The sequence below is a fragment of the Clostridia bacterium genome (genome assembly GCA_017405765.1).
In the GTDB taxonomy this organism is placed as follows: Bacteria; Bacillota; Clostridia; order Oscillospirales; family RGIG577; genus RGIG577.
Map to the genome: position 1 here is coordinate 1 of JAFQZS010000018.1, position 20601 is coordinate 20601.

General features: G+C 49.4%; 16 protein-coding genes and 1 pseudogene. All 17 read right to left on the reverse strand.

What is annotated here, in order from left to right:
* Positions 1-543: 543 nt before the first annotated feature.
* The gene (locus IJG50_03490) at positions 544-1491 is read right to left on the reverse strand and encodes a glycosyl transferase family 2 (protein ID MBQ3378911.1); all 948 of its coding nucleotides are present in this window, start codon (positions 1489-1491) and stop codon (positions 544-546) included.
* A gap of 90 nt (positions 1492-1581) precedes the next feature.
* Positions 1582-2298, reverse strand: a complete 717-nt coding sequence (locus IJG50_03495; GenBank protein ID MBQ3378912.1) for a 4Fe-4S binding protein — start codon at positions 2296-2298, stop codon at positions 1582-1584.
* Between the two features lie 280 nt (positions 2299-2578).
* A complete protein-coding gene (locus IJG50_03500; GenBank protein MBQ3378913.1) occupies positions 2579-3268 on the reverse strand; it encodes a hypothetical protein in 690 nt (229 codons plus the stop codon).
* A 340-nt stretch (positions 3269-3608) separates the two neighbouring features.
* Positions 3609-4864 (reverse strand): annotated as a pseudogene (locus IJG50_03505) (competence/damage-inducible protein A).
* Between the two features lie 14 nt (positions 4865-4878).
* A complete protein-coding gene (gene thiI, locus IJG50_03510) occupies positions 4879-6060 on the reverse strand; it encodes a tRNA 4-thiouridine(8) synthase ThiI (protein MBQ3378914.1) in 1182 nt (393 codons plus the stop codon).
* Between the two features lie 11 nt (positions 6061-6071).
* Positions 6072-7202, reverse strand: coding sequence for a cysteine desulfurase (locus IJG50_03515; GenBank protein ID MBQ3378915.1), 1131 nt, complete (start codon positions 7200-7202; stop codon positions 6072-6074).
* Positions 7203-7409: 207 nt separating this feature from the next.
* Positions 7410-9683, reverse strand: coding sequence for an NTP transferase domain-containing protein (locus IJG50_03520; protein MBQ3378916.1), 2274 nt, complete (start codon positions 9681-9683; stop codon positions 7410-7412).
* 57 nt (positions 9684-9740) lie between these two features.
* Positions 9741-10085 (reverse strand): P-II family nitrogen regulator, encoded by a 345-nt coding sequence (locus IJG50_03525; protein MBQ3378917.1) that lies wholly within the window; start codon positions 10083-10085, stop codon positions 9741-9743.
* Positions 10082-10459 (reverse strand): hypothetical protein, encoded by a 378-nt coding sequence (locus IJG50_03530; GenBank protein MBQ3378918.1) that lies wholly within the window; start codon positions 10457-10459, stop codon positions 10082-10084. Before IJG50_03530 ends, IJG50_03525 begins: the two co-directional genes overlap by 4 nt.
* A gap of 23 nt (positions 10460-10482) precedes the next feature.
* Positions 10483-12141, reverse strand: coding sequence for a DUF1538 domain-containing protein (locus IJG50_03535; protein MBQ3378919.1), 1659 nt, complete (start codon positions 12139-12141; stop codon positions 10483-10485).
* Positions 12142-12358: 217 nt separating this feature from the next.
* A complete protein-coding gene (gene tsaD, locus IJG50_03540) occupies positions 12359-13363 on the reverse strand; it encodes a tRNA (adenosine(37)-N6)-threonylcarbamoyltransferase complex transferase subunit TsaD (GenBank protein ID MBQ3378920.1) in 1005 nt (334 codons plus the stop codon).
* Between the two features lie 23 nt (positions 13364-13386).
* Positions 13387-13830, reverse strand: coding sequence for a ribosomal protein S18-alanine N-acetyltransferase (gene rimI, locus IJG50_03545; GenBank protein MBQ3378921.1), 444 nt, complete (start codon positions 13828-13830; stop codon positions 13387-13389).
* Between the two features lies 1 nt (position 13831).
* Positions 13832-14257, reverse strand: a complete 426-nt coding sequence (locus tag IJG50_03550; GenBank protein ID MBQ3378922.1) for a low molecular weight protein arginine phosphatase — start codon at positions 14255-14257, stop codon at positions 13832-13834.
* Between the two features lie 111 nt (positions 14258-14368).
* Positions 14369-16930, reverse strand: a complete 2562-nt coding sequence (gene polA, locus IJG50_03555; protein ID MBQ3378923.1) for a DNA polymerase I — start codon at positions 16928-16930, stop codon at positions 14369-14371.
* 161 nt (positions 16931-17091) lie between these two features.
* Positions 17092-17601: a hypothetical protein gene (locus IJG50_03560; protein ID MBQ3378924.1), complete on the reverse strand. Its 510-nt coding sequence runs from the start codon at positions 17599-17601 to the stop codon at positions 17092-17094.
* Positions 17602-17804: 203 nt separating this feature from the next.
* Positions 17805-19499 (reverse strand): hypothetical protein, encoded by a 1695-nt coding sequence (locus IJG50_03565; GenBank protein ID MBQ3378925.1) that lies wholly within the window; start codon positions 19497-19499, stop codon positions 17805-17807.
* Positions 19483-20367, reverse strand: coding sequence for a substrate-binding domain-containing protein (locus IJG50_03570; GenBank protein ID MBQ3378926.1), 885 nt, complete (start codon positions 20365-20367; stop codon positions 19483-19485). Before IJG50_03570 ends, IJG50_03565 begins: the two co-directional genes overlap by 17 nt.
* Positions 20368-20601 lie beyond the last annotated feature (234 nt).

Genomic DNA, 20601 nt, shown 5'->3' on the forward strand with positions numbered 1-20601 from the left:
ATCGTCCAGCTCAGCTTCCAATCCATTCTCCATGAATTCCGCTATGGTTTCCTTGAATAGATTTTGAATGTCTTCCATGCTGCTAACTCCACTGCTTTGCAGCAATTCACGAATTTTCTCCCTCCGTGCTCGTTCCTCGGGACTGCGTTTTCTTCTGCTGCTCATAATTAAACCTCCAATATGGTGCTTCTATTTTACACCTTATCGGAGGTTTACACAATTTTCGGGACGGCCTCGAAAATCTCAATATTTTTTCAAAATTATTTCAAAAATGATTTAAATATTTTTACACGAAATAGAATTAAAAGACTTATCTTTCTCGCGTTTATTTTGCCCGCTGAAAAGCCTGCTTTTCAGCGGGTTTTCATCTATACGTCAAACACGGCTCTGCCGTATCTCATACGCCCGAACCACCCCAAAAAATCCGCTTGCGCGTATTTTTAGGGGACCCCGGGCGCCGTGTTTGACGCATTCCGCCTTCTTTTTCGAAAGCCTACCAGCATGTCAAAAAACAAGTTTTTCAACACGCTGAAGCGTGGGATATCAAAATATGATACCCCACGCTTTGCTGTTTAAGCCTGTTTTTACGGCTTCGGCGCTTTCATTTAAAAGGCGCGCGCGTCTTTTAAAATATATCGCGCCGTATAATTCTCCCTGCTTTGAAAGAAAACGTGCAAGCTCTCTGTGCGGCTCGCTTAAATGCACGCCCTCAGCCGCGGCGCGAAGAAACCATTTTTGTGCATTCCCCGCATCGCCCTTTTCTTCATAGGCGCGCGCGATACAAAGCATTGAGGCGCAGCGCTCGCCGGGCCAAACGACGCCCGGCATTGAAAGGTGACGGATCATCGTTTTAATACACATATCCCATTTCCCGCAATACATATATTCTCGCCCGAGATAAAAAACTCCCTCGGCGTCGTGCGGGTCTTCCCTCACATAAGCCTCCAAAAGCGATACGAACTCACCGTGCGGCTTTGGCCTTTTTTCACGGCGGTAAAGCGTTACTCCGTCGGCGTAAACTCTCGTCTCGGGCGGCGCGCCTTGTGAAAGCACGAGCTTTTCATAAGCGGGACGCGCCCAAACGAAGCCCTCTCGCGCGTGTATCCTATCAAAAAAAGCCGTCTTATCTTCATTCGCCTCTTTGTCAAAGCCTATGATATATTTACATATGGCTCTCGTTGCGCCGTTTTTCCATGAAGCCTCCAGCTTTTCCCGCCAGCCTGCGTTAAATGTCTCGCAAATATCGGTGCATACGCAGATATCGGCGTCTTTCGGCACCATTTCAAGCGACATGTTCCTCGCTTCATCAAATCTCCACGGTATGACCTTTTCTGTTTTTACAACTGCTCCCGCATTTTTAAGACGCCAAGCGCTTTCGTCCTCCGACCCGACGTCAAGCACATATACGTTATCCGCCTCCGCCATCGAGCTCATCCAATTCTCTACAAAGCGGCTTTCGTTTTTGCAAATTGCATACACATATACTTTCATACGATTTCTCCCAAGATATGCGCGGGGGCGCGCTCTCACACGCCCCCGCAATATCATATGTGCCGCCGCTTTTTGTCGTTACATCAGGCTTTACTCAGATAATATCCTCCCGTCGGTCGATATCACAACTACCTGCCACGGTATGAGCTTGCCGCTCTCGCTCAACGCCTTTTCAAGCGCGTATCTTAAGCCTCCGCAGCAGGGCACCTCCATGCGCACTAGCGTCACGCTTTTTATATCGTTATTTTTAATTATCTCAAAAAGCTTATCGCTGTAATCTACGCCGTCAAGCTTCGGGCACCCTACAAGCGTTATGCGGTTTTTTATAAACTTATCGTGAAAGCCGCCATAGGCGTAAGCCGTGCAATCGGCCGCAATAAGCAGGTCTGCACCGTCAAAATAAGGCGCTTTCACCGGCGCAAGCTTTATCTGCACGGGCCACTGCGAAAGACGACTGACTGCGGGACGAAAAGCTGCCGCCTCATCTTCTTTTGCTTCGCGCGTTATTGATGCTGCGCGTAAGCCCGGACAGCCCGGCAAAGCCGCCGCAAACGGAGCGCCGTTCTTTTTTCGCTCTTTATTTTTTAAAACTGCCGCCTCGTCATATGCAGCCGCTTCCCGCTCAATAAAGCTTATCGCGTTCATCGGGCATGCAGGCAGACAGTCTCCCAGGCCGTCGCAGTAATCGTCGCGCATAAGGTGCGCCTTTCCTCCGGCCATTCCTATCGCGCCCTCATGGCAGGCGTCTGCGCATATACCGCACCCGTTGCACTTTTCTTTATCTATCGAGATTATCTTCCTTACCATATGATGTCCCTCCGTATATTGTTTTCTCTTCGGACTTATCGTATCATTATCGCGCGCTAAAGTCTGTGGTATTTACCACAAAATCAAAATCTTTTGCAAAAAAGGCCGCCCACGTGAGGACGAAAATAAGAAAGTATTCATTCGATTCTAAAAACGGTATGACCTTTCGGGGACATACCGTTTCTTGATTCATAGGATACATAGACTTGTCCAGAGGCTTCTGTCTGAAGACAACTGCAAAACCCATCTAAACTTCTAAAAAAGCACCTATTCACGGCCTTCAACCCTTCTGCTGTCGATATACATCGACAGGTTGTCCTTCTGCATTTTTCCAATCAGTCCAGCCAGTATTGGATTGGTTCATAACAACAGTACCAGCGTGAGAAGGAGAACAATCGCCTAACTCAAAATCCTCCAGCAATGTACCTTTGTTGTCTAATGATAAGGCTGCGCGCACTGCTTTTGCTTTTCGGGGAACTCCTTCATCTTCGGCAATGCCCAATACGCTTCCCTTCAAGAGTACCCAATTGCTATTATTGATGACAGCAGCAGCATGTACGACCTTATCGTCAGATTTTTTCTTTTTCTCAAAGGTGTATGTACCGTTGGGTATGAGTTTGCTTTTGCTGTTATCTGTAGCAGTATCGAAGATTTCGTCTTTGCTTTCCGTTTTCGGAAATACCACTTTCCCGTCAAAAGACGATAGAAGCTGTACAGCAATGTTAACATCCAGCGCAAAAAGCTCGGTATCGGAAACTCGACTTTTTGCAAAAATCGTATGCAGCATAATTTCTTTTTCATCGTAATCCTCTACCTCTATAGCAAATTCACGTTTAAAGCCGGTGACATTCCTATAGCCGTGATGTTCAATATAATTCATGCGCTGTTCGAAATTAGAGGATCCCGTTTTGCCAATCTTGACAAGTCCGGGAACGACGGATGTCATAAGATAGATAATGCCTTTTGCCATTTCACAAAAGCCCCCTCATATTTTATAGCTATTTGATATCTTTCACGTTTTTTACTGTCTCAATTTTATAATACCAAACCCAACAGGTCAACACACAAATCCGTAAGACGATTACATCATGTTATATAATCGTTTCTCGGATGACTTCTGAAGTTGGATTCTATTACCAAGGCGTGATAATGGCTTCTATTATTCGACTACAGTATAAAACAAAAATCGCACAGCCAGCATTTAAGCCAAAGCTGTGCGATTCTTACACTCTCTCGTATCGACAGATATCCTAAAGTGTCGTTTTTAGTAAAAGCTTTTCTTACATCGACCGTCTCCGAAGCGTCTCCCTCTACCTTGCCTGTGCGGCGCGCCTGAGCATATCGAGTGCATAATTCGCCGAAAGCAGGCGAACCATCTCGCGCACGGTGTAGGAAATATTGAGCTGCCTAGTCTTTAGCTCCTTTCCGTCGTAAAGCGCGATATATACAAGGCCTGCGGGCTTGTTTTCACTTTGGCCGGGGCCTGCCACGCCCGTAACGGCAAGGCCGAAGTCGGCGCCCGATATCTTATATATGCCCTTCGCCATAGCTGCGGCGCATTCTTCGCTTACAGCGCCGTGCTCCTTTATAATGCTCTCATCCACGCCCAAAAGCTTTATTTTAACGTCGTTCGAATACGCCACAACGCCCATCTCGAACACCTCGGACGCGCCCGCTATATCGGTTATGCGCTTTGCGATAAGACCGCCGGTGCAGCTTTCGGCAAACGCAGCTTTAAGTCCCTTCTCCTTTAAGAGCTTAACAATCGCGTTCTCTATCGTTCCTATATCCACGCCGTAAATATATTCGCCCACGCGCGCTCTCACTTTTTCTATCGCCTCGTCGATGAGCTTTTCGGCCTCCTCTTTCGTCTTGCACTTCGCCGTAACGCGTAAGATACATTCGCCTTCCTTTGCATAGGGAGCTATCGTCGGATTCGTGGACGTCGTCATCATGTCGTAAAGCTTATCTTCAAGCGTTGACTCGCCTATCCCCGCCGTATATATCGTCTTCGATGCGATAATGGAATCGCAGAACTGCGACAGATAATCGACTACCGAATTTTCAAACATCGTTTTCATCTCTCTGGGGGGGCCGGGCAGCATTATTGCGATCTTCCCGTTGTCGTCCTCCACGGCGCATCCGGGGGCCGTGCCCACTTTATTCTCAAAGATTACCGCGCTCTCGGGCATAAGCGCCTGCTTTAAATTATTAGGCGTCATTTCGCGCTTTATCTTCTTAAAAAATCCCTCTATGCGCGCGCGCGACGGCTCGTGCATAACGAGCTTCTTGCCGAAATCCCGCGCTATCGTCTCTTTTGAAAGGTCGTCGTAAGTGGGGCCCAGTCCTCCCGTCGTTATGATTATGTCGGCGCGCATTTTGCCAGCTCAAGCGCGCGCTCAAGTCTGTCGGGGTTGTCGCCCACAGTCGTCTGATAATATACGTCGATACCCATCTGCGACAGCTTTTCCGAGATATACTTCGCGTTCGTGTTAAGAATATTGCCCAAAAGCAGCTCCGTTCCTATTGAGATAAGCTCCGCGCTCTTTTTCTTGGCCTGTTCCATAACGTCCTCCTCTTTTATTCCTGTTCTTCAAAGTTTATACGTATTTTCTTTATATTATCCATAGCCTCCGCAATAAGCGGCGCAAAGTTGAACGCCGCCTCGGCCGCCTTAACTTCCTCAACGCTAGGCCGCGTCTTAGGATGCTTTGGCGTGAACACCGTGCAGCAGTCCTCGTAAGGCAGAATAGACGTTTCAAACGCGCCTATCTTTCTTGATAGCGCGACTATCTCCGTCTTGTCCATGCCTATAACGGGTCTCAGCACCGGCATCGTCGCCGCCGAATCGGTCGAAGCCAGCGCGTGCATCGTCTGGCTTGCCACCTGGCCTATGCTCTCTCCCGTCACTACGGCGAGCGCGCCCACTTGCTCGGCCTTGGCGCAGGCTATCTCCATCATTATGCGCCGCATAACTAAAGTGGTAAGCTCGTCGGGACAGTATTTCCTTATATGCTCCTGTATCTTCGTGAACGGCACGATGTAAAGGTTCATGCGCCCCGCGTAACGCGAAAGTATATATGCAAGCTCCTTTACCTTATCAAGCGCCTGCATCGACGTATACGGATAGCTGAAATAATGTATGCACGACAACTCCACGCCGCGCTTTGCGGCCATATATCCTGCGACGGGGCTGTCTATGCCGCCCGAAAGCATGAGCATGGCCTTTCCGTTCGTGCCCACGGGCATTCCTCCCGCGCCCTTTATGCGCCCCGCATGAACGTAGGCCATCTCATCGCGTATCTCTATGTTTACCACGACGTCGGGCGAATGAACGTCAACTTTAAGATGCGGGAATTTTTCAAGAAGATAACCTCCCGCCTCGGCCGCGATCTCGGGCGACTTTAGGGGGAAACTTTTATCCGAGCGCTTTGACTCCACCTTGAACGTGCGCGCGCCCATAAGCTCTTTGCTACAGTACTGTGCGGTAAACGGCAGTATCTTATCCATATCCTTTTCACATTCTCCGGCGCGCGAAAGCGTTGCTATACCGAACACGCGGCTAAGCGCATCAACTGCCTCGTCAATATCAGCGTCGCCCTCGGGATAAACATACACCGCCGACTGCGCATGAGTTATCGTAAATTTGCCGTAAGGCTTTATAGCTCGTCTTACGTTGGCTATAAGCTTGTTTTCAAAGCTTTTGCGATTTAAGCCCTTTAAGACAAGCTCGCCCATTTTAAGAAGAATTATCTCTTTCATACGTCCTCCTGTTATGCGTGTATGAGCGTACGCGCGCCCTCTGTCATGCGCGCCGCCAAAATCACGGCTTCTTCTTCGGTATTATTATCGCCTATGCTTATGCGAACGCCCGTTTTATATGTTTTCTCATCAAATCCCGCGCGTGAAAGAATGCTCTTTGATTTATGCTTGGACGAGCAGGCCGACCCGACTGAGATATATATACCGAAGCATTCGAGATAATGGAGCATCGTCTCGCTCATTACGGGCGTCGAAACGTTTAATATAAAAGGGCTCGAATTTTCGGGCGAGTTTATCTTAAAATATTCGGGGTATCTGAAAAGCTCCGAGACAATGCGTTCTTTTATCTTTCGCGCACGCGATTCGCGCGCAGAAAATTCTGCATACCCCTTTTTTGCGGCTTCGGCAAACGCGACGATGGCCGGCAGATTTTCAGTGCCGGAGCGCATTCCCGCCTCCTGACCTCCGCCTAAAATTATTGGATTTATCTTAGTCCCGCGCTTTATGTAAAGCGCGCCTGCGCCCTTCGGCGCATGTATCTTATGCGCGCTGATAGTTATTATATCGGCCAAAATACTCTTAACGGAAAAATCGATCTTTAAAAAGCCCTGCACAGCGTCGCAGTGAAGCGTCGCGCGCGGACATTTCTCGTCCATAAGCTTTCTTATCTGCGCAATGTCGTTTATCGTACCAAGCTCGTTATTAACAAGCATCACGCTCACCAATATAGTCTTGTCGTCGATCGCCCGAAAAAGCGCGTCATGATCGACCTGTCCTCTCGGCGCCGGTACGCTTATCACATCAAAGCCGCGCGCTTTAAGCTCCTTCGCGGGATTTTCCACAGACGCATGCTCAACAGACGATATCACGATGCGTTCTCCCATGCGCCTCTTAGCGTCCGCCGTGCCGAACAGAGCGATATTGTTGCCCTCAGTGCCTCCGCCGGTAAAATAAAGCTCCTCCGGCTTTGCGCCCAGTATACGCGAGATCGCGGCGCGCGCCGCCTTCATTTCGGCTCCGGCTTCCATACCGAACGAATGTATGGCGGACGGATTTGCAAAAACGTCTCGCATTATCCTGTCGGCCGCGTCTATCGCCTGCGTATACGGGCGCGTCGTCGCGGCGTTGTCAAAATATATCATAAAACGAACCCTCAAAATCCACCTTATATTATCCAAAAAAAGACTCTCATGCAGTCTTATTAAAATATTATACACATAAAAGCGCGCCGTTTCAATCGTTTTGATTTAAGAAAGGCGGCGTAATAAAAGCGCGCCGCCTTTCGCGAATCATAAAGAAACTGCCCGTCTTATTTGTCATAAGATGGGCAGAACATAAAAAAACACGCTTCACGCTTCATGCGTATATCCGCGTATGAGCTCGTCGAAAAAGTCGCATATCTCCTCGGCTGCCTCAAGCGTTTCTCCCTGCGCCCGCAGAGTAAGACGCTCCGCGTCTTCCTCGGCCCTTATTGTAATGCTCCCGCGCGGGCGAGTTATCTTAACTCCGTCGCCCAAAGAGGCGTCCTTTCCCGCATACGACACTATGCGTCCCATAAGACGCGCGCGTCCGGACGGTGCGCACGGTATACTGCGCGAAGCTGAGTGCACCTTCGGAAGCTCCCGGGCGAGCTCGTCTGCGCCGATGCCGTTATATATCGTATGACAAGCTATAAAGCAGGTCTGAGCCGCCGCATCGTATAAAAGCGCCGCCGTTTCATTTGACTGTTCGCGTTCTCCTAATGCAAATCTGCCGCCGTATTTTTTCGCTGTGTCATAAAGCGCGTCTCTTACATGAGACGGCGCCGCAAACGGTTTTTGAGAGCCCTCCTTAAAATATGCGAGCGCACAGAGCATAATAATGCGCTCGCCCGCGATAATTTCATTTTTTCGTGTTATTATCTCAAGCTTGCCGTTTGTTATGTCATATACGTCGCACGTGGGCGGGCCGTCCGGATCTACGCCTATCCTCTCAAATATACGCTTAGCCGCTTCATAGTCCGCTCCGCGTCCCGTAAGGCATATTTCTCCCGTATCAGAAAGCCTCAGCGCCCTCGCCGCCGCGTCGATATAGAGCGAAGAAGCATCGGGAAAGCTTAAACGCCGCGCCGATTTAAGACGCGAAAAATCAAAGCTTCTGCGCTGCTTTAAGGCGCGCGAAAGCGCGTCCGTCACCCTGGGCGCTACGGGCAGCCCATCTTCTCCTATAAGAAAAACTCTTATCTCTCTTTCGGCACATTCCGAAAACACGCCCCCCGAGCATCCTGCGCGCGCCGTAATATATGCGCATGCGCCGTAATTTAAGGCTCCAACGTCCAAAACGCTCGTGCCGTCGATCGCCATACCCTGTGCGATGAGAGAGCTTATCAGATCCGCTTCGCGGCGTCCGCAGCTTCCCACAGCTATAAGCTCTCCGCCGAATATGCGTGAAAGCGCCGCCCCCATACCGATCGCCGACTCCGGCGAAAAATCATCGCAAATCTTTATACGCGCTCCGTTCGTCGTTATTTTCACGCTCTCTGCGCCCGAATATATCTCTGCGCCGCATCTTATTAGCATGCTTCGCCCGATATCTGCGTTGCTTCCGACACTTGCGCCCGCGCCTAGTACGCAGCCCTCTGTTATATGCGCCCGTTCTCCTATAACGGCGCCTTCGTCTGCCACAGCCCCGCGAATAAGGGCGTCCCTGTCTATTTTTACTGCGTCAAGCACAACGCTGTCTTCGATTTTTGCGCCCGACGCGATCTCGCAGCCGCTGCCTATAACGGTGTACGGCCCTATTTGCGCGCCCGATGAAATACGCGCTGTGCGTTCTATATATACAGGCGGTATTATGCTCGCTTCGTCGTATTCCTCGTATGAGTTCACGTCCCAAACGCGGCCGAGATCACGACCCAGCAGGCTTTCGCCTATACCTTCGACATTTTCAAAAATATCGCGGTGGCATTTAAGATAAGACTGCGGATCGCCTATATCGCGCCAATATCCGCGCGCGTCAAATCCGAACAGCGCATCTCCGCGTTCAAGCGCCAGCGGAAAGAGATCCTTTGCAAAATCAAAATACGTTCCCTCCGGCACAAGCCTAAAAAGCTCGCCCTTTAAAACATATATGCCTGTATTTATCATATCGGAATAAACGCGCGCCCACGCAGGCTTCTCACAGAATTTGATTATGCGCATATCTTCATCTACAAGCGCGGTGCCGTATTGCGACGGGTCGGACACATGATAAAGCAGTATAGTAGCATCGGAATTCTTCTCCTTGTGAAAGCGCACCGCCGCGCTTATATCGAGATTGAATACCGCGTCTCCGCTTACTATTACGATATCCTCATCATCCGAAAAAAAACGCCGGGCAGCCTTTACTGACCCGGCAGTTCCAAGCGGGCTGTCTTCTTTAAAAAAGGAAAGCGAAACGTCCGCTGCGCTTTGAAGCGCCTGCGTTATTTTTTCGGGCATAACGCCCAGCGTTATACCTATATCGGTGATCCCTGCGCGCTTCAGCGCACGCAAAGCGTGCTCAATTACGGGTACCCCGAACACCTGCACAAGCGGCTTTGGACGCGCAGCCGTTAAAGGCCAAAGCCTAACGCCGCGTCCTCCCGCTAAAATTATGGCTTTCATGCGAATACACACCTCCGCATGATATTATGACCGGACCTGCCGCTTTTAATACGCGCCTTATTCCTCGCTCATCATTCTTATAACTCCCGCTATATCGTCAACAGGCAGCGATATTGCCATACCGCGTCCCTCTTTGTTCAATCCGGCGCCCGCGCTTACGGCGCGCATGATATCTCTCCTTTTCTGGCGCGGCACAAGTATCATTACTATCTCCTTTTCGGGCTGTATCGTTATGCCGAAAAACTTCTTTGTATCCTTGTTTCCGGTGCCGCGCGCCAAAAATACCGTGCCTCCGTTCGCGCCCGCGCTTCGCGCCGAGTCCATAACGTCGTCTGCAAACCCGCGATTTACGATAACTAGTATCAGCTCGTATTTTTCGTTCTTATAAAGCTCCGAACTCAACCTCTTTCGCCCCTTTCAATTATCTTCTCTCCTATCAACATGCCAAGCAGCGTCGTTCCCCCGACGCTTTGAACAGGTATCGTGAACGCCACGCCTCCGCCGGGCCTTTCAAATCCCATTTTATCGGAAAGCGCCGTCAGTATATCATGCGCCTCATTTGCATACACCGCGCATATGAATATATCCTTTTCACTTCCGCCTATACCCAGTATGTCGAGCATCTCGCTCGGCGCAGTGCCGCGTCCCAGCGCAACAATGCCGCCGTGCGCGCCCAGACGGTGCGCCTCCTTCGATACTTTAGGCCCCTGTCCGCGCGAAACTATGGCTATAAGCAACTTTATGGGCCTTACGCCTTTTTGTAATTCTTTTTGCATATGCTCCCCCTTTGCACTCATGCTTAAGCCTTATTCTCGGTCTCGGCTTCATGCCTAGCCTCGACGTCGTCCCAAGCTTCAGCCTCAGCTTCATTTTCAGACTCGGTCTCAAATTCAACGATATCTTCTTCGTCAGACGGCTCCTGTGATACATTCGCGCCGCGTTTTAACTTTATTTTATAGATAAGACCCATTATCTGTATCGTTATAAGCGGCGTCATGGCTACCATTGCCACAATGCCGAAAGCGTCTGTCATCATGTCTCCGCCCGTTCGTAGTACCGTTCCCATCGAAAGCGGCAGTAAAAACGTAGCCGTCATCGGTCCCGAAGCAACGCCGCCCGAGTCGAATGCTATCGCGGTGAACACATCGCTTGTAAAAAATGAAAGTATTATCGCAAGCGCGTATCCCGGCGCAATAAACCACCACAGGGAAAGCCCGTTAAGGCTTTTTATCATAGACAGCGCAAGAGAAACCGCCACGCCTATCGCCATGCACATAAGCATGGAATTTCTCGATATCGAGCCGCCCGACACGCTTTCCACCTGCTCGGTAAGCACATGTACGGCAGGCTCCGCCATCACGACGAAGAAGCCTATAAGCGCTCCGATGGGAATAAGTATCCAGTTGTACGAAAGCCCCGCAATGCTTTGCCCTATGTGATAACCGACGGGCATAAAGCCCACGTTTACGGCATTCAAAAATATCACAAGTCCTATATATGTATAGCCCGCGCCCACAAAGATTTTCGCAAGGCTTCTTTTTGGCAGCTTTAAAAATATAGCCTGAAAAATCAAAAAGAACACGAGTATGGGCATAAGCGCCAGCGCAACGTGCGAAAAATATTTCGGCAAGCTTAAAAACAGCGCTCTAAAAAGCTCTCCTGCGCCGTTTATTTCTGCAAGCTCGGGCAGGCTTTGCGAGCCTGACGGCGAACCGTAAAAAAGGCCCAGCGCCATTACAGCTATTATCGGCCCTACCGAGCAAAGCGCAATATATCCGAAAGAGTCGTCGCGCGAGCTTGCGCCTCCGCGCACGGCCGAAATACCTATGCCAAGCGCCATTATAAACGGCACCGTTATAGGTCCGGTAGTCACGCCGCCCGAATCGAACGCCACGCCCAAAAAACCGTCGGAAACAAAAAGCGCCATTATAAATACAGCCGCATATAAAACAAGCAGCGTTATTTTTAAATTCCACCCGAATATTACTCTGAGCGCCGCAAGCACCAAAAATATGCCTACTCCCAGCGCAACGGTAAAGATCATCGTACTGTCAGGTATCAAAGGCACCTGACCGGCCAGCACCGAAAGGTCGGGCTCTGCCACAGTTACGGCAAAGCCTAAAACAAAGCACACAACTATGAAAAGCCACAGCTTGCGCGATTTTGAAAGCTCGGAGCCTATAAGGTCTCCCATAAGCATCATTGAAACGTCGGCGCCAAGCGTAAAAAGCCCCATGCCTATGATAAGCAAGACCGCGCTTACCAAAAAAAGAGCAAGCGTTCCCCACGGCATCGAAGCTACGGTAAAATTCAGTATGATCACTATCGCAGTTATCGGAAGTATTGCAATTACCGCTTCTTTCAGTTTTTTTACCAAAGTATTGTTCAAACTTTCACCTCCGCTTTTGCGGTTTTTAAAAGATTTGTTCTGTTTTGTCCAGGTATGCAAAAATACCATAAAATAGGCGGACAAGTTTTCATAAGCCGAAAAAAAAGTCCTCTTTCATTGACTTTTCCACATTATCAACAGGGTTTTGAACAGTACAAGCCGCAATTTCACGCGGTTTTTTAAGTTTTTAAATAAATATGAACACGAAAAAAATATCGTCTTTTTAAAACCCATGTTTACATAACGCTGTTTTCTTTCATTATTGACTCGTCCTGAATATTTTTGCTCATTCAATGGATTCGGCCGATTTGCCGTTTAGAGTATAATCTGCCGTGCGCCCGTTTTTGAACTCGTAAAAGGCCTGAGATCCCACCATGGCCGCGTTATCGGTGCAAAGAGATATCGGCGGCATATAAAGGCTCAGAGAGTGCTTCTTTGCCTCGCTTGAAAGCTTTTCACGAAGCACGGAATTTGCGCATACGCCCCCTGCCATAACAACAGTGCGTATATTATAAGAAAGCGCGGCCTTTATCACGTTTTGTGTGAGGATCCCCGTTACGGCTTCCGAAAAGGAAGCTGCCACATCGGCGCGGTCGAGCTCTTCTCCTCTCTGCTTTATCGTGTGCGCGTAGTTTATGACAGAGGTCTTTACTCCGCTGAAGCTGAAATCGTAAGGCGCGTCCTTAAAGTGAACGCGGGGGAATTTTATCGCCTGCGCGTCTCCCTCCCGCGCAAGCCTGTCAATATGCACTCCGCCGGGATACGGAAGCCCCAGCACGCGCGCCGCCTTGTCAAAGGCCTCTCCCGCAGCGTCGTCGCGCGTGCGGCCGAGTATCTTATACTCCGTATAATCATTGACGATCACGATATGGCTGTGCGAGCCCGACGCGATAAGCGCGATAAACGGCGGCTTAAGATCGGGGTGAGCTATGTAATTCGCCGCAACATGCGAACGTATATGATGCACGGGTATGAGCGGCTTTTTATGCGCATACGACACGCCCTTTGCGAAATTTACGCCTACGAGCAGCGCGCCTATAAGTCCCGGCGCATACGTCACGGCGACCGCATCTATATCCTCCATCGTAAGCGACGCATCCGAAAGCGCCGCGCGCGCAACGAATGATATGTTTTCAACGTGGCGCCGCGATGCGATCTCCGGCACTACGCCGCCGTATTTCACATGCTCCGCTATCTGTGTGTTTACTATGTTTGACAAAACTTCACGCCCGTCTTTTACGACTGCCGCCGCAGTCTCGTCGCACGAGCTTTCTATCGCAAGAATTTTCAAGACCGAGTCTCTCCTTTTATCGTTTAAAAAATTTCACGCCTCATTATAAGCGCATCCTCACGCGGCTCTCTGTAATAACCGCGCCGCACCGATATCTCTTCAAATCCGGCCGATTTATAAAGCGAAACAGCTGCATCCGCGCTTCTTCTCACTTCAAGGAAGATCTCACGCGCGCCCTTTTCTTTAAGGCGCGTCTCCATTGAAAGAAGCAGTGTCCGCGCAATACCGCGCCTTCTGAACGCCGGAAGCACGGCCACATTTGTTATATCGGCAGTATCTATAGTAAGCGACGCGCCTATAAAGCCCGCCGCTTCACCGCCCGAAAAGGCAATAAAATAATGCGTATACGGCTTTTCTATATCTTCATATATCATTTCCTCGCTCCACGGATTAAGTATGCACTCGCGCTCGATAAGAGAGACCGCGTGCGCATCGTCCGTCGCGCATTCTCTTATAGTAAAGTTTATTTTAAAGCCCTCCCAATATGTTTAAAAGTCCCTCGTATATCTCATCGGCGCAGGCCTGATATTCGTAAAGATCGCCTCCGAAGGGGTCTGTTATATCGTTTGCGGCAAGCGGGCGCACTTTATGCGAAAACTGCGGGAACATGCGCTTTATCTGCATGCTCTGTGAGCGCGTCATCGTATAAACGGCGTCGGCCGCCTCAAGCATCCCGTCGGTAAGCATTCGCGAGGTGTGCGACGTCAGGTCTATATTCTTTTTCGCCATCGTCATTATTGAATTGTAGCTTGCTCCGCTCGGAAACGAGGCGGCCGTACCAGCAGAGGACACCCAAACGTCTTTTATGCCTTTTTCCTTCAAAAGCTCTATCATCATTACCTCAGCCATCGGGCTTCGGCATGTATTTCCCGTACATACGAACAGTATATTCATACTCTCCTCCTTAACATTATTCTTTTATGTGATCCCAATGCGCAAAAAAGATCTTCTGCGTCGTTTCTCGCGGTAAAGGCGAGGCGGCTTTTTGGGGCCTGTGTCCCGAAACTACTTTGCATCGTACCATGACCTTCCGTGACTTACGCTCACCTTTAAAGGCACTCCTATATCGCACACGTTCTCCATCTCGCGCACAAGTATTTCGCTTGCGCGCGAAAGCTCCTCATCCTTTGCAAGAAGCACTAGCTCGTCGTGTATCTGAAGCACGAGCTTCGTTTCAAGCCCTTCTTTTTTCAGCGCCCTGTCAACATTAACCATCGCAAGCTTGATGATATCGGCCGCCGTGCCCTGTATCGGCGTATTTAACGCCACGCGCTCGCCAAAGGCGCGCACATTCTTATTCGAGCTTTTAAGCTCGTCGATAAAGCGCACGCGTCCGAACTTTGTTTTAACGTATCCGTCCTCTTTCGCGCGCTTTACCACCTCGTCAAGATAACGGCGCACGCCGCCGAACGTCTTAAAATAGCTGTCTATATATTCCTTTGCCTGCTTCACGCTCACGCCTATATTCCCCGCGAGCGTAAAACCCGATATGCCGTATACTATTCCGAAGTTTACGGCCTTTGCGCCCGAACGCATTTCAGGCGTCACATCCTGTGGCTTTACTCCCCAGACCTGAGCTGCCGTGGCCGTATGGATATCGCCGCCCTCAGAGAATATCCGCGTCATCGTCTCATCGCCGGACATTCCCGCCAAAACCCTCAGCTCTATCTGCGAATAATCGGCCGAAAGATACTCGTATCCCTCGCGCTCACATACGAACGCCTTGCGTATCCGCCGTCCTTCGGGCAGGCGGACGGGTATGTTCTGGAGATTAGGCTCCGTTGACGAAAGCCGCCCCGTATGCGTCAGTGCCTGATTAAAGCAGGTGTGAAGATAGCCGTCCGCATCGCGCGCCTTTTTAAGACCTTCTATATAAGTGGAGCTTAGCTTAGTCTTCTGCCGATATTCAAGAATTTTATCGATTATCGGATGATACGGCGCAAGCTTTTCAAGCGTCTCCGCATCTGTAGAATATCCTGTCTTGGTTTTTTTGAGCACGGGAAGCCCGAGCCGCTCAAACAGTATAGTGCCGAGCTGCTTCGGCGAGCCTATGTTGAACTCCTCCCCCGCAATGTCGTATATCTCGCGCGTCGAGCGCTCTATCGCTTCCGAAAGCTCGCGCCCTATCTCGTCAAGCACGTCCGCGTCGATATACATACCCTCGCGCTCCATCTCGAAAAGCACGCCCGCAAGCGGCATCTCGATATCGTAAAACAAACGGTGCTGACCGTTCTTTTCTATATGATCGCACATCTTTTCATAGAGCGCCGGCATATTTACAAGCGCCTCGCAGGCGTCGTCCTCGCTTTCGTATATGTCCCCCATAGGAGATATGCCGCTTTCCAAAAAGCGTCCCGCCGCCCGAAAGAATCCGCCTGCGGGCAGCGCAGGATCGGCAACATAAGCCGCAAGCATAAAGTCGAAGTCGCCGCCCAAATAGCGAAGCTCTTCCGAGCCAAGCTTTGTCATATCGCGCTTTATGTCATATGCGCGTTTTTTTACGGTCTTATCGCAAAACAACGCGCCCAAAGCCTCATTTTTGCATTTATATACTGCTTCGCCGCACAAAACATATGTGTGTTCGCTCTGCATGATGTAGTACATAACGCCTTCATTTTGTATTCTCTTTATTATACTGTCGTCATATGGCAGAGCCTCATATTTTTCCCTTCCCGGCGCATCCGTTTCTTTTTTTTCCGGCTTTAAGCCCAGCCGCGTTATAAAAGCCTTCAGCTCAAGCTCCGACAGTATCGCGTAAAGCCTGTCGGTATCATACGGGCTTATGCGCGCATCCCCTGGCGAAAAGCTTATCGGCGCATCGGTCCTTATCGTGCCGAGCGTGCGGCTTAAATACGCCATATCGCGCCCTGCGATAAGCTTATTTTTAACGCCTGCCTTTTCTTTGTCTATCGCGCCCTCCTTATATATCTCGTCAAGCGTGCCGTATTTCTGTAAAAGGGATGCGGCCGTCTTTTCTCCTATGCCCGCAACTCCCGGAATATTGTCCGACGCATCTCCCCAAAGAGCTTTTAAGTCAATAAGCTGAGAAACCTTAAGGCCGTAGTTTTTTTCGACCTCTTCGGGATTATATCGCGTCGTAAGCGTTTGTCCTCCCTTTGTCGTAATAAGAAGCACATTGGTTTTATCGCTTACAAGCTGCAGATCGTCGCGGTCGCCCGTTACTATATCGCATGAAACGTTCTGCTTTTCACAAAGTCGCGCCACGGTGCCTATTATGTCGTCGGCCTCAAAGCCCGCGCATTCAAGACACGGTACGTTCATGGCGGAAAGTATCTCCTTTACAACGGGAAGCTGAGCGGCCAGCTCATCCGGCATACCCTTTCTTTTTATCTTATATCCCGAATACATCTCGTTTCTGAACGTACCGCCCGGCAGATCGAACGCGGCGCAGACGCAGTCGGGCTTTTCATCCTCGATGAACTTTAAAAAAATGTTTAAAAAACCGTAAACGGCATTCGTCGGCTGCCCCTTTGAATTCGTAAGCAGCCTTATCGCATAAAACGCACGGTTTATAATGCTGTTGCCGTCAAAAATCATCAGCTTCATATTATAAAAGCCTCCGTAAATGTATTTAATAAATAATTATATCATATTTTTATACGATATGTACAGCTTTATAAAGCATATTATCACCGCAAAAAAGCGGCAGCGTTTCGATCTCGCTGCCGCCCAACGGCTCTCCGTTCAAAGAAGAATACGCCTATCGTTTATACCCGTTCCCTGCTTTCGGCGTCCTTTTTTGCATCTGCCTTTTCGTGATACTTTCTCATGACAAATCTTGCAATAGGCTGCGCAATGCATGTTTCCACTCCCAGCGAAACGGCAAAGTTTCTCGGCCATTTGTAAAAGAACATCGTTATCGGCTCCATGCTTATATTGCGTTCTCCTATCCATGATCCGAGTACCGTCAGTATGACCGACATAAGAAGTACCGAAAAAAGAATATTAGCCAACACATGAGCGTTGAAGCTATCCTCTCGGCGTAGAATCATATTTGTAAGCACGCTCGCGGGCTTATACGTTATAAGCACCACGGCTATTACACACAGCCACACAAAGGGTATGACCTCCAGCGTATACCTCCATGTCGTAAGAGAAAATCCCATTTCAAAGCACGTAATTATCGGAGCTATGATGTTTACCGAGATCACCGATATCACGAGCATGAAAAGTGCAAACTCCTTTTTGCTGCGCGGCAGCTTCATATAAAAATCCATTTTCTTCTGCCCTCTTTCATAAAACCTTGCGATAAAAGAAAGCGTGAGACGAAACTTCATCTCACGCTGAACAATTATACGCGCCTTTATTCTTTTACGTTGAATATTTTACCGCTTTTTCATCCTTTTTTCAAAGGAGCTTTTTACTGAAATTCACGGAAAAAAGCGCCCTGTTTTCTTTAATTTCAGACAACAACAATGCCTCAGTCAAATATCGTAAGGTTCTCTCGCCCGAGCGCTTCAAATGAGATCGAATAATAATCTCCCCATTCGGCGTTACGCTCATATGATATCGTAAGCCCCTCCTGATAGAGATTGAACTGACCTTTTTCAATAGCCTCGAGATAATACTCGTCGTCCTTTAATTCATTGTCCCACTGGGACTGCTCTTCTTTTATCTTCTCAACAAGCAGCGCTTTATAATCCACACCGTCCTTAAACAGATCGGAAAGCTCAACTGCGCTCCCCGTCGTCTCGTCGTAAAGAGCCTGGTTGTTATGGACGTCAAATAACTCCTGGTTGCCGTTATAATCGTCGTCATACGTGTATACCTCAACGTATCTTGAGTCATTTTCCAAAAGATACTTGCCGTAGCGCGTCACAGAGTAGCTTACGTTCAACATAACGGTGCTGCCCCGATACTTTGAAAACAGCTCCTCTGCAAGCGTCCTTACCGTTTCATCCGCCGCATCGTACTTTTCGTTTATCATATCGGAAAGCGCGTCGTCAGATATGTCGCACGGTATCGAGGCGTACATATTCACGTTAGTGTACTGATAGTCTTCATCATTAAATCCCAAGTCGTTCGGCGAATAATATGCATCTGTTGACTTCACGGGATAATTTGATACGATGAACTCTTCTGCGCGCGTGTTTTCGTAAATGGAGTCCTGCGTTTCAAAGCGCGAGAATACGCCTATCGCTTCAGACACCTCCGGCTCGCTGTAAGATATGTTGAAATACGCCGGATTGAAGCTCTTATAAGCTTCATAATAATACGAGGTGTCAAATTCGGGCGTGTTGTAATCAAAAATAAGCTCTATGCCATACTCGCTCACCGAAAACTTCATATCGTCGGATATGCCCTTAAAGGGATAAACAAGCGATAGGTTCGAGTCGTATTCGTAGAACTCGCCCTCCCCGGGGCCGTCCCCCGCCGACATATTATTCTTTGCAAGATAATCGGCTATCTGTGCGTTTATTATCTCCTTATAATCCGCATCGTCGGCGAACATATCGGAAAGCGGGAACTGCTCGCCCGTTCGCAGGTCGAAATTGAGAGGGACCGCGTCTCCTATGAAAACGGAATCGTAAACGTCGTCGTCCTCGTAGCTGCCGTAAACGTTCAGCGTAACGAGCAGCGAAAGAATATTTGAGAAATTCGCGCACTCGCGCACGTACACCTCTTTTTCAAACGTATAGCGCGAAAAATCGACGGCGCGTATACCGCGATACGGCGGCAGCTTTGCATTGTAAAGCTCTAAGACCGTGTCGTATATCGTATCGTTTATCTTTGTTTCAACTTCCTTGTCAAGAAGGCCGCTGGCTATGTAATAATGTATGCGGCCTTCCGAAAAAACAAGAGCACCTGTTTCAGATGACGATCCGTCGGCTTTCTGGGCGCTTTCGTCCATTTCAACGTCGGCCTGATTCAACACAAGTCCGTTCGTATATATTATCCGCTCAGGCGTGACGGGGACTGTCACCTTGTTTGCGCCGTCTTTAAGCGAGGCGGGCGCTTTGTAGGGCGCGGCGCTTCTTATTATCGGGCTTTCTATGGAAACGTACTCTCGCTGCTCTTTGCCGTTAGACTGCGCGCAGCCGAAAAGCGCCGCTAATATCAGCGCGCCCGCAAGCGCCGCGGCAAGCGGCTTTATGCTTTTATGCAAGCGGAACATACCCTGCCTCCTTTGCGGCATTCTGTCCGTCCTCGGACAGCGTCCAGTTAAGGAGCGCTCTCGCGGGGCTGTCCTCCGGCTCGTCGGCGCGTATCACGGCATAATAAGCGGTAGTGTAGGGATAGCTTCCGTCGGCTATCGTTTCGGGCGAGGGATATACGCCTTCAACCGAGATAAGCTTAGCCGCGTCGCGCACATACATTTCGTTCACATAGAAGTAATATGAGTATCCGAGCGCCTGGTCGGAGTTGTCGTAACCCGATACAGCCTCAACAAGCTCGCCCATTCCGACTATGCGCTTCTCTGTCGGCGCGTCGGCAGGCTCAACGTCGCCCATTACAAGATCTAAAAAGCCCGTCTGCGAACCCGAGTTCACCTCGCGCTGATACGCGATTATCTCTTTATCCTCGCCGCCCACCTCGGACCAGTTCGTTATCTTATCTGTATAGATATCAACTATCTGTTGGCAGCTCAGATCGTCAACGGGGTTTTTCTCATTCACCATGAAGATAAAGCCCTCGTTTACAACAGGATGCACCTCAAGCTCAACGCCGGCTTCGGCCGCAAGGGCATATTCCTCCTCTGAAGGGCTGGTAACAAAGATGACGTCGCAGTCCTTATTGATAAGGTTCACGTATGCGTTGTGCGTCGTATTGTGCTTGATATACGTCGAAGCGTCGCCGAGAGAAACTCCCGTTGCGTCGGAGAAGAACTGCTCGGACAGCGGTATCGTTGCCGTGGAGCCGTCCACCTTAGGATAATTGTCCGGCGTGAACGGATAAGTCTTTTCCTCCGTCGTCGTCTGCGAACAGCCGAAAAGCGCCGCAAGCATACATACGAGCACGGCGGCTGCAACTAATTTTTTCATTTTTACTTCACTCCTTACTTTTTTGTAAACTGACTTGTTTTTGCTTAAAGCTTTTGTCATTTTGAAAGCTTTCCTTGCTTAAATGCAGGGAAAAACGTTCTTTATATCATTCCAAGGCGCAGACGCGCCGAAGAACCTCATATATAAGCCTTACTGAGGCAGCAAACATGATGTTAAACAGCCATTTTTAAAAAGCGTCTTCATGTCTTCATCTTTAGTATATCATTTTTTATC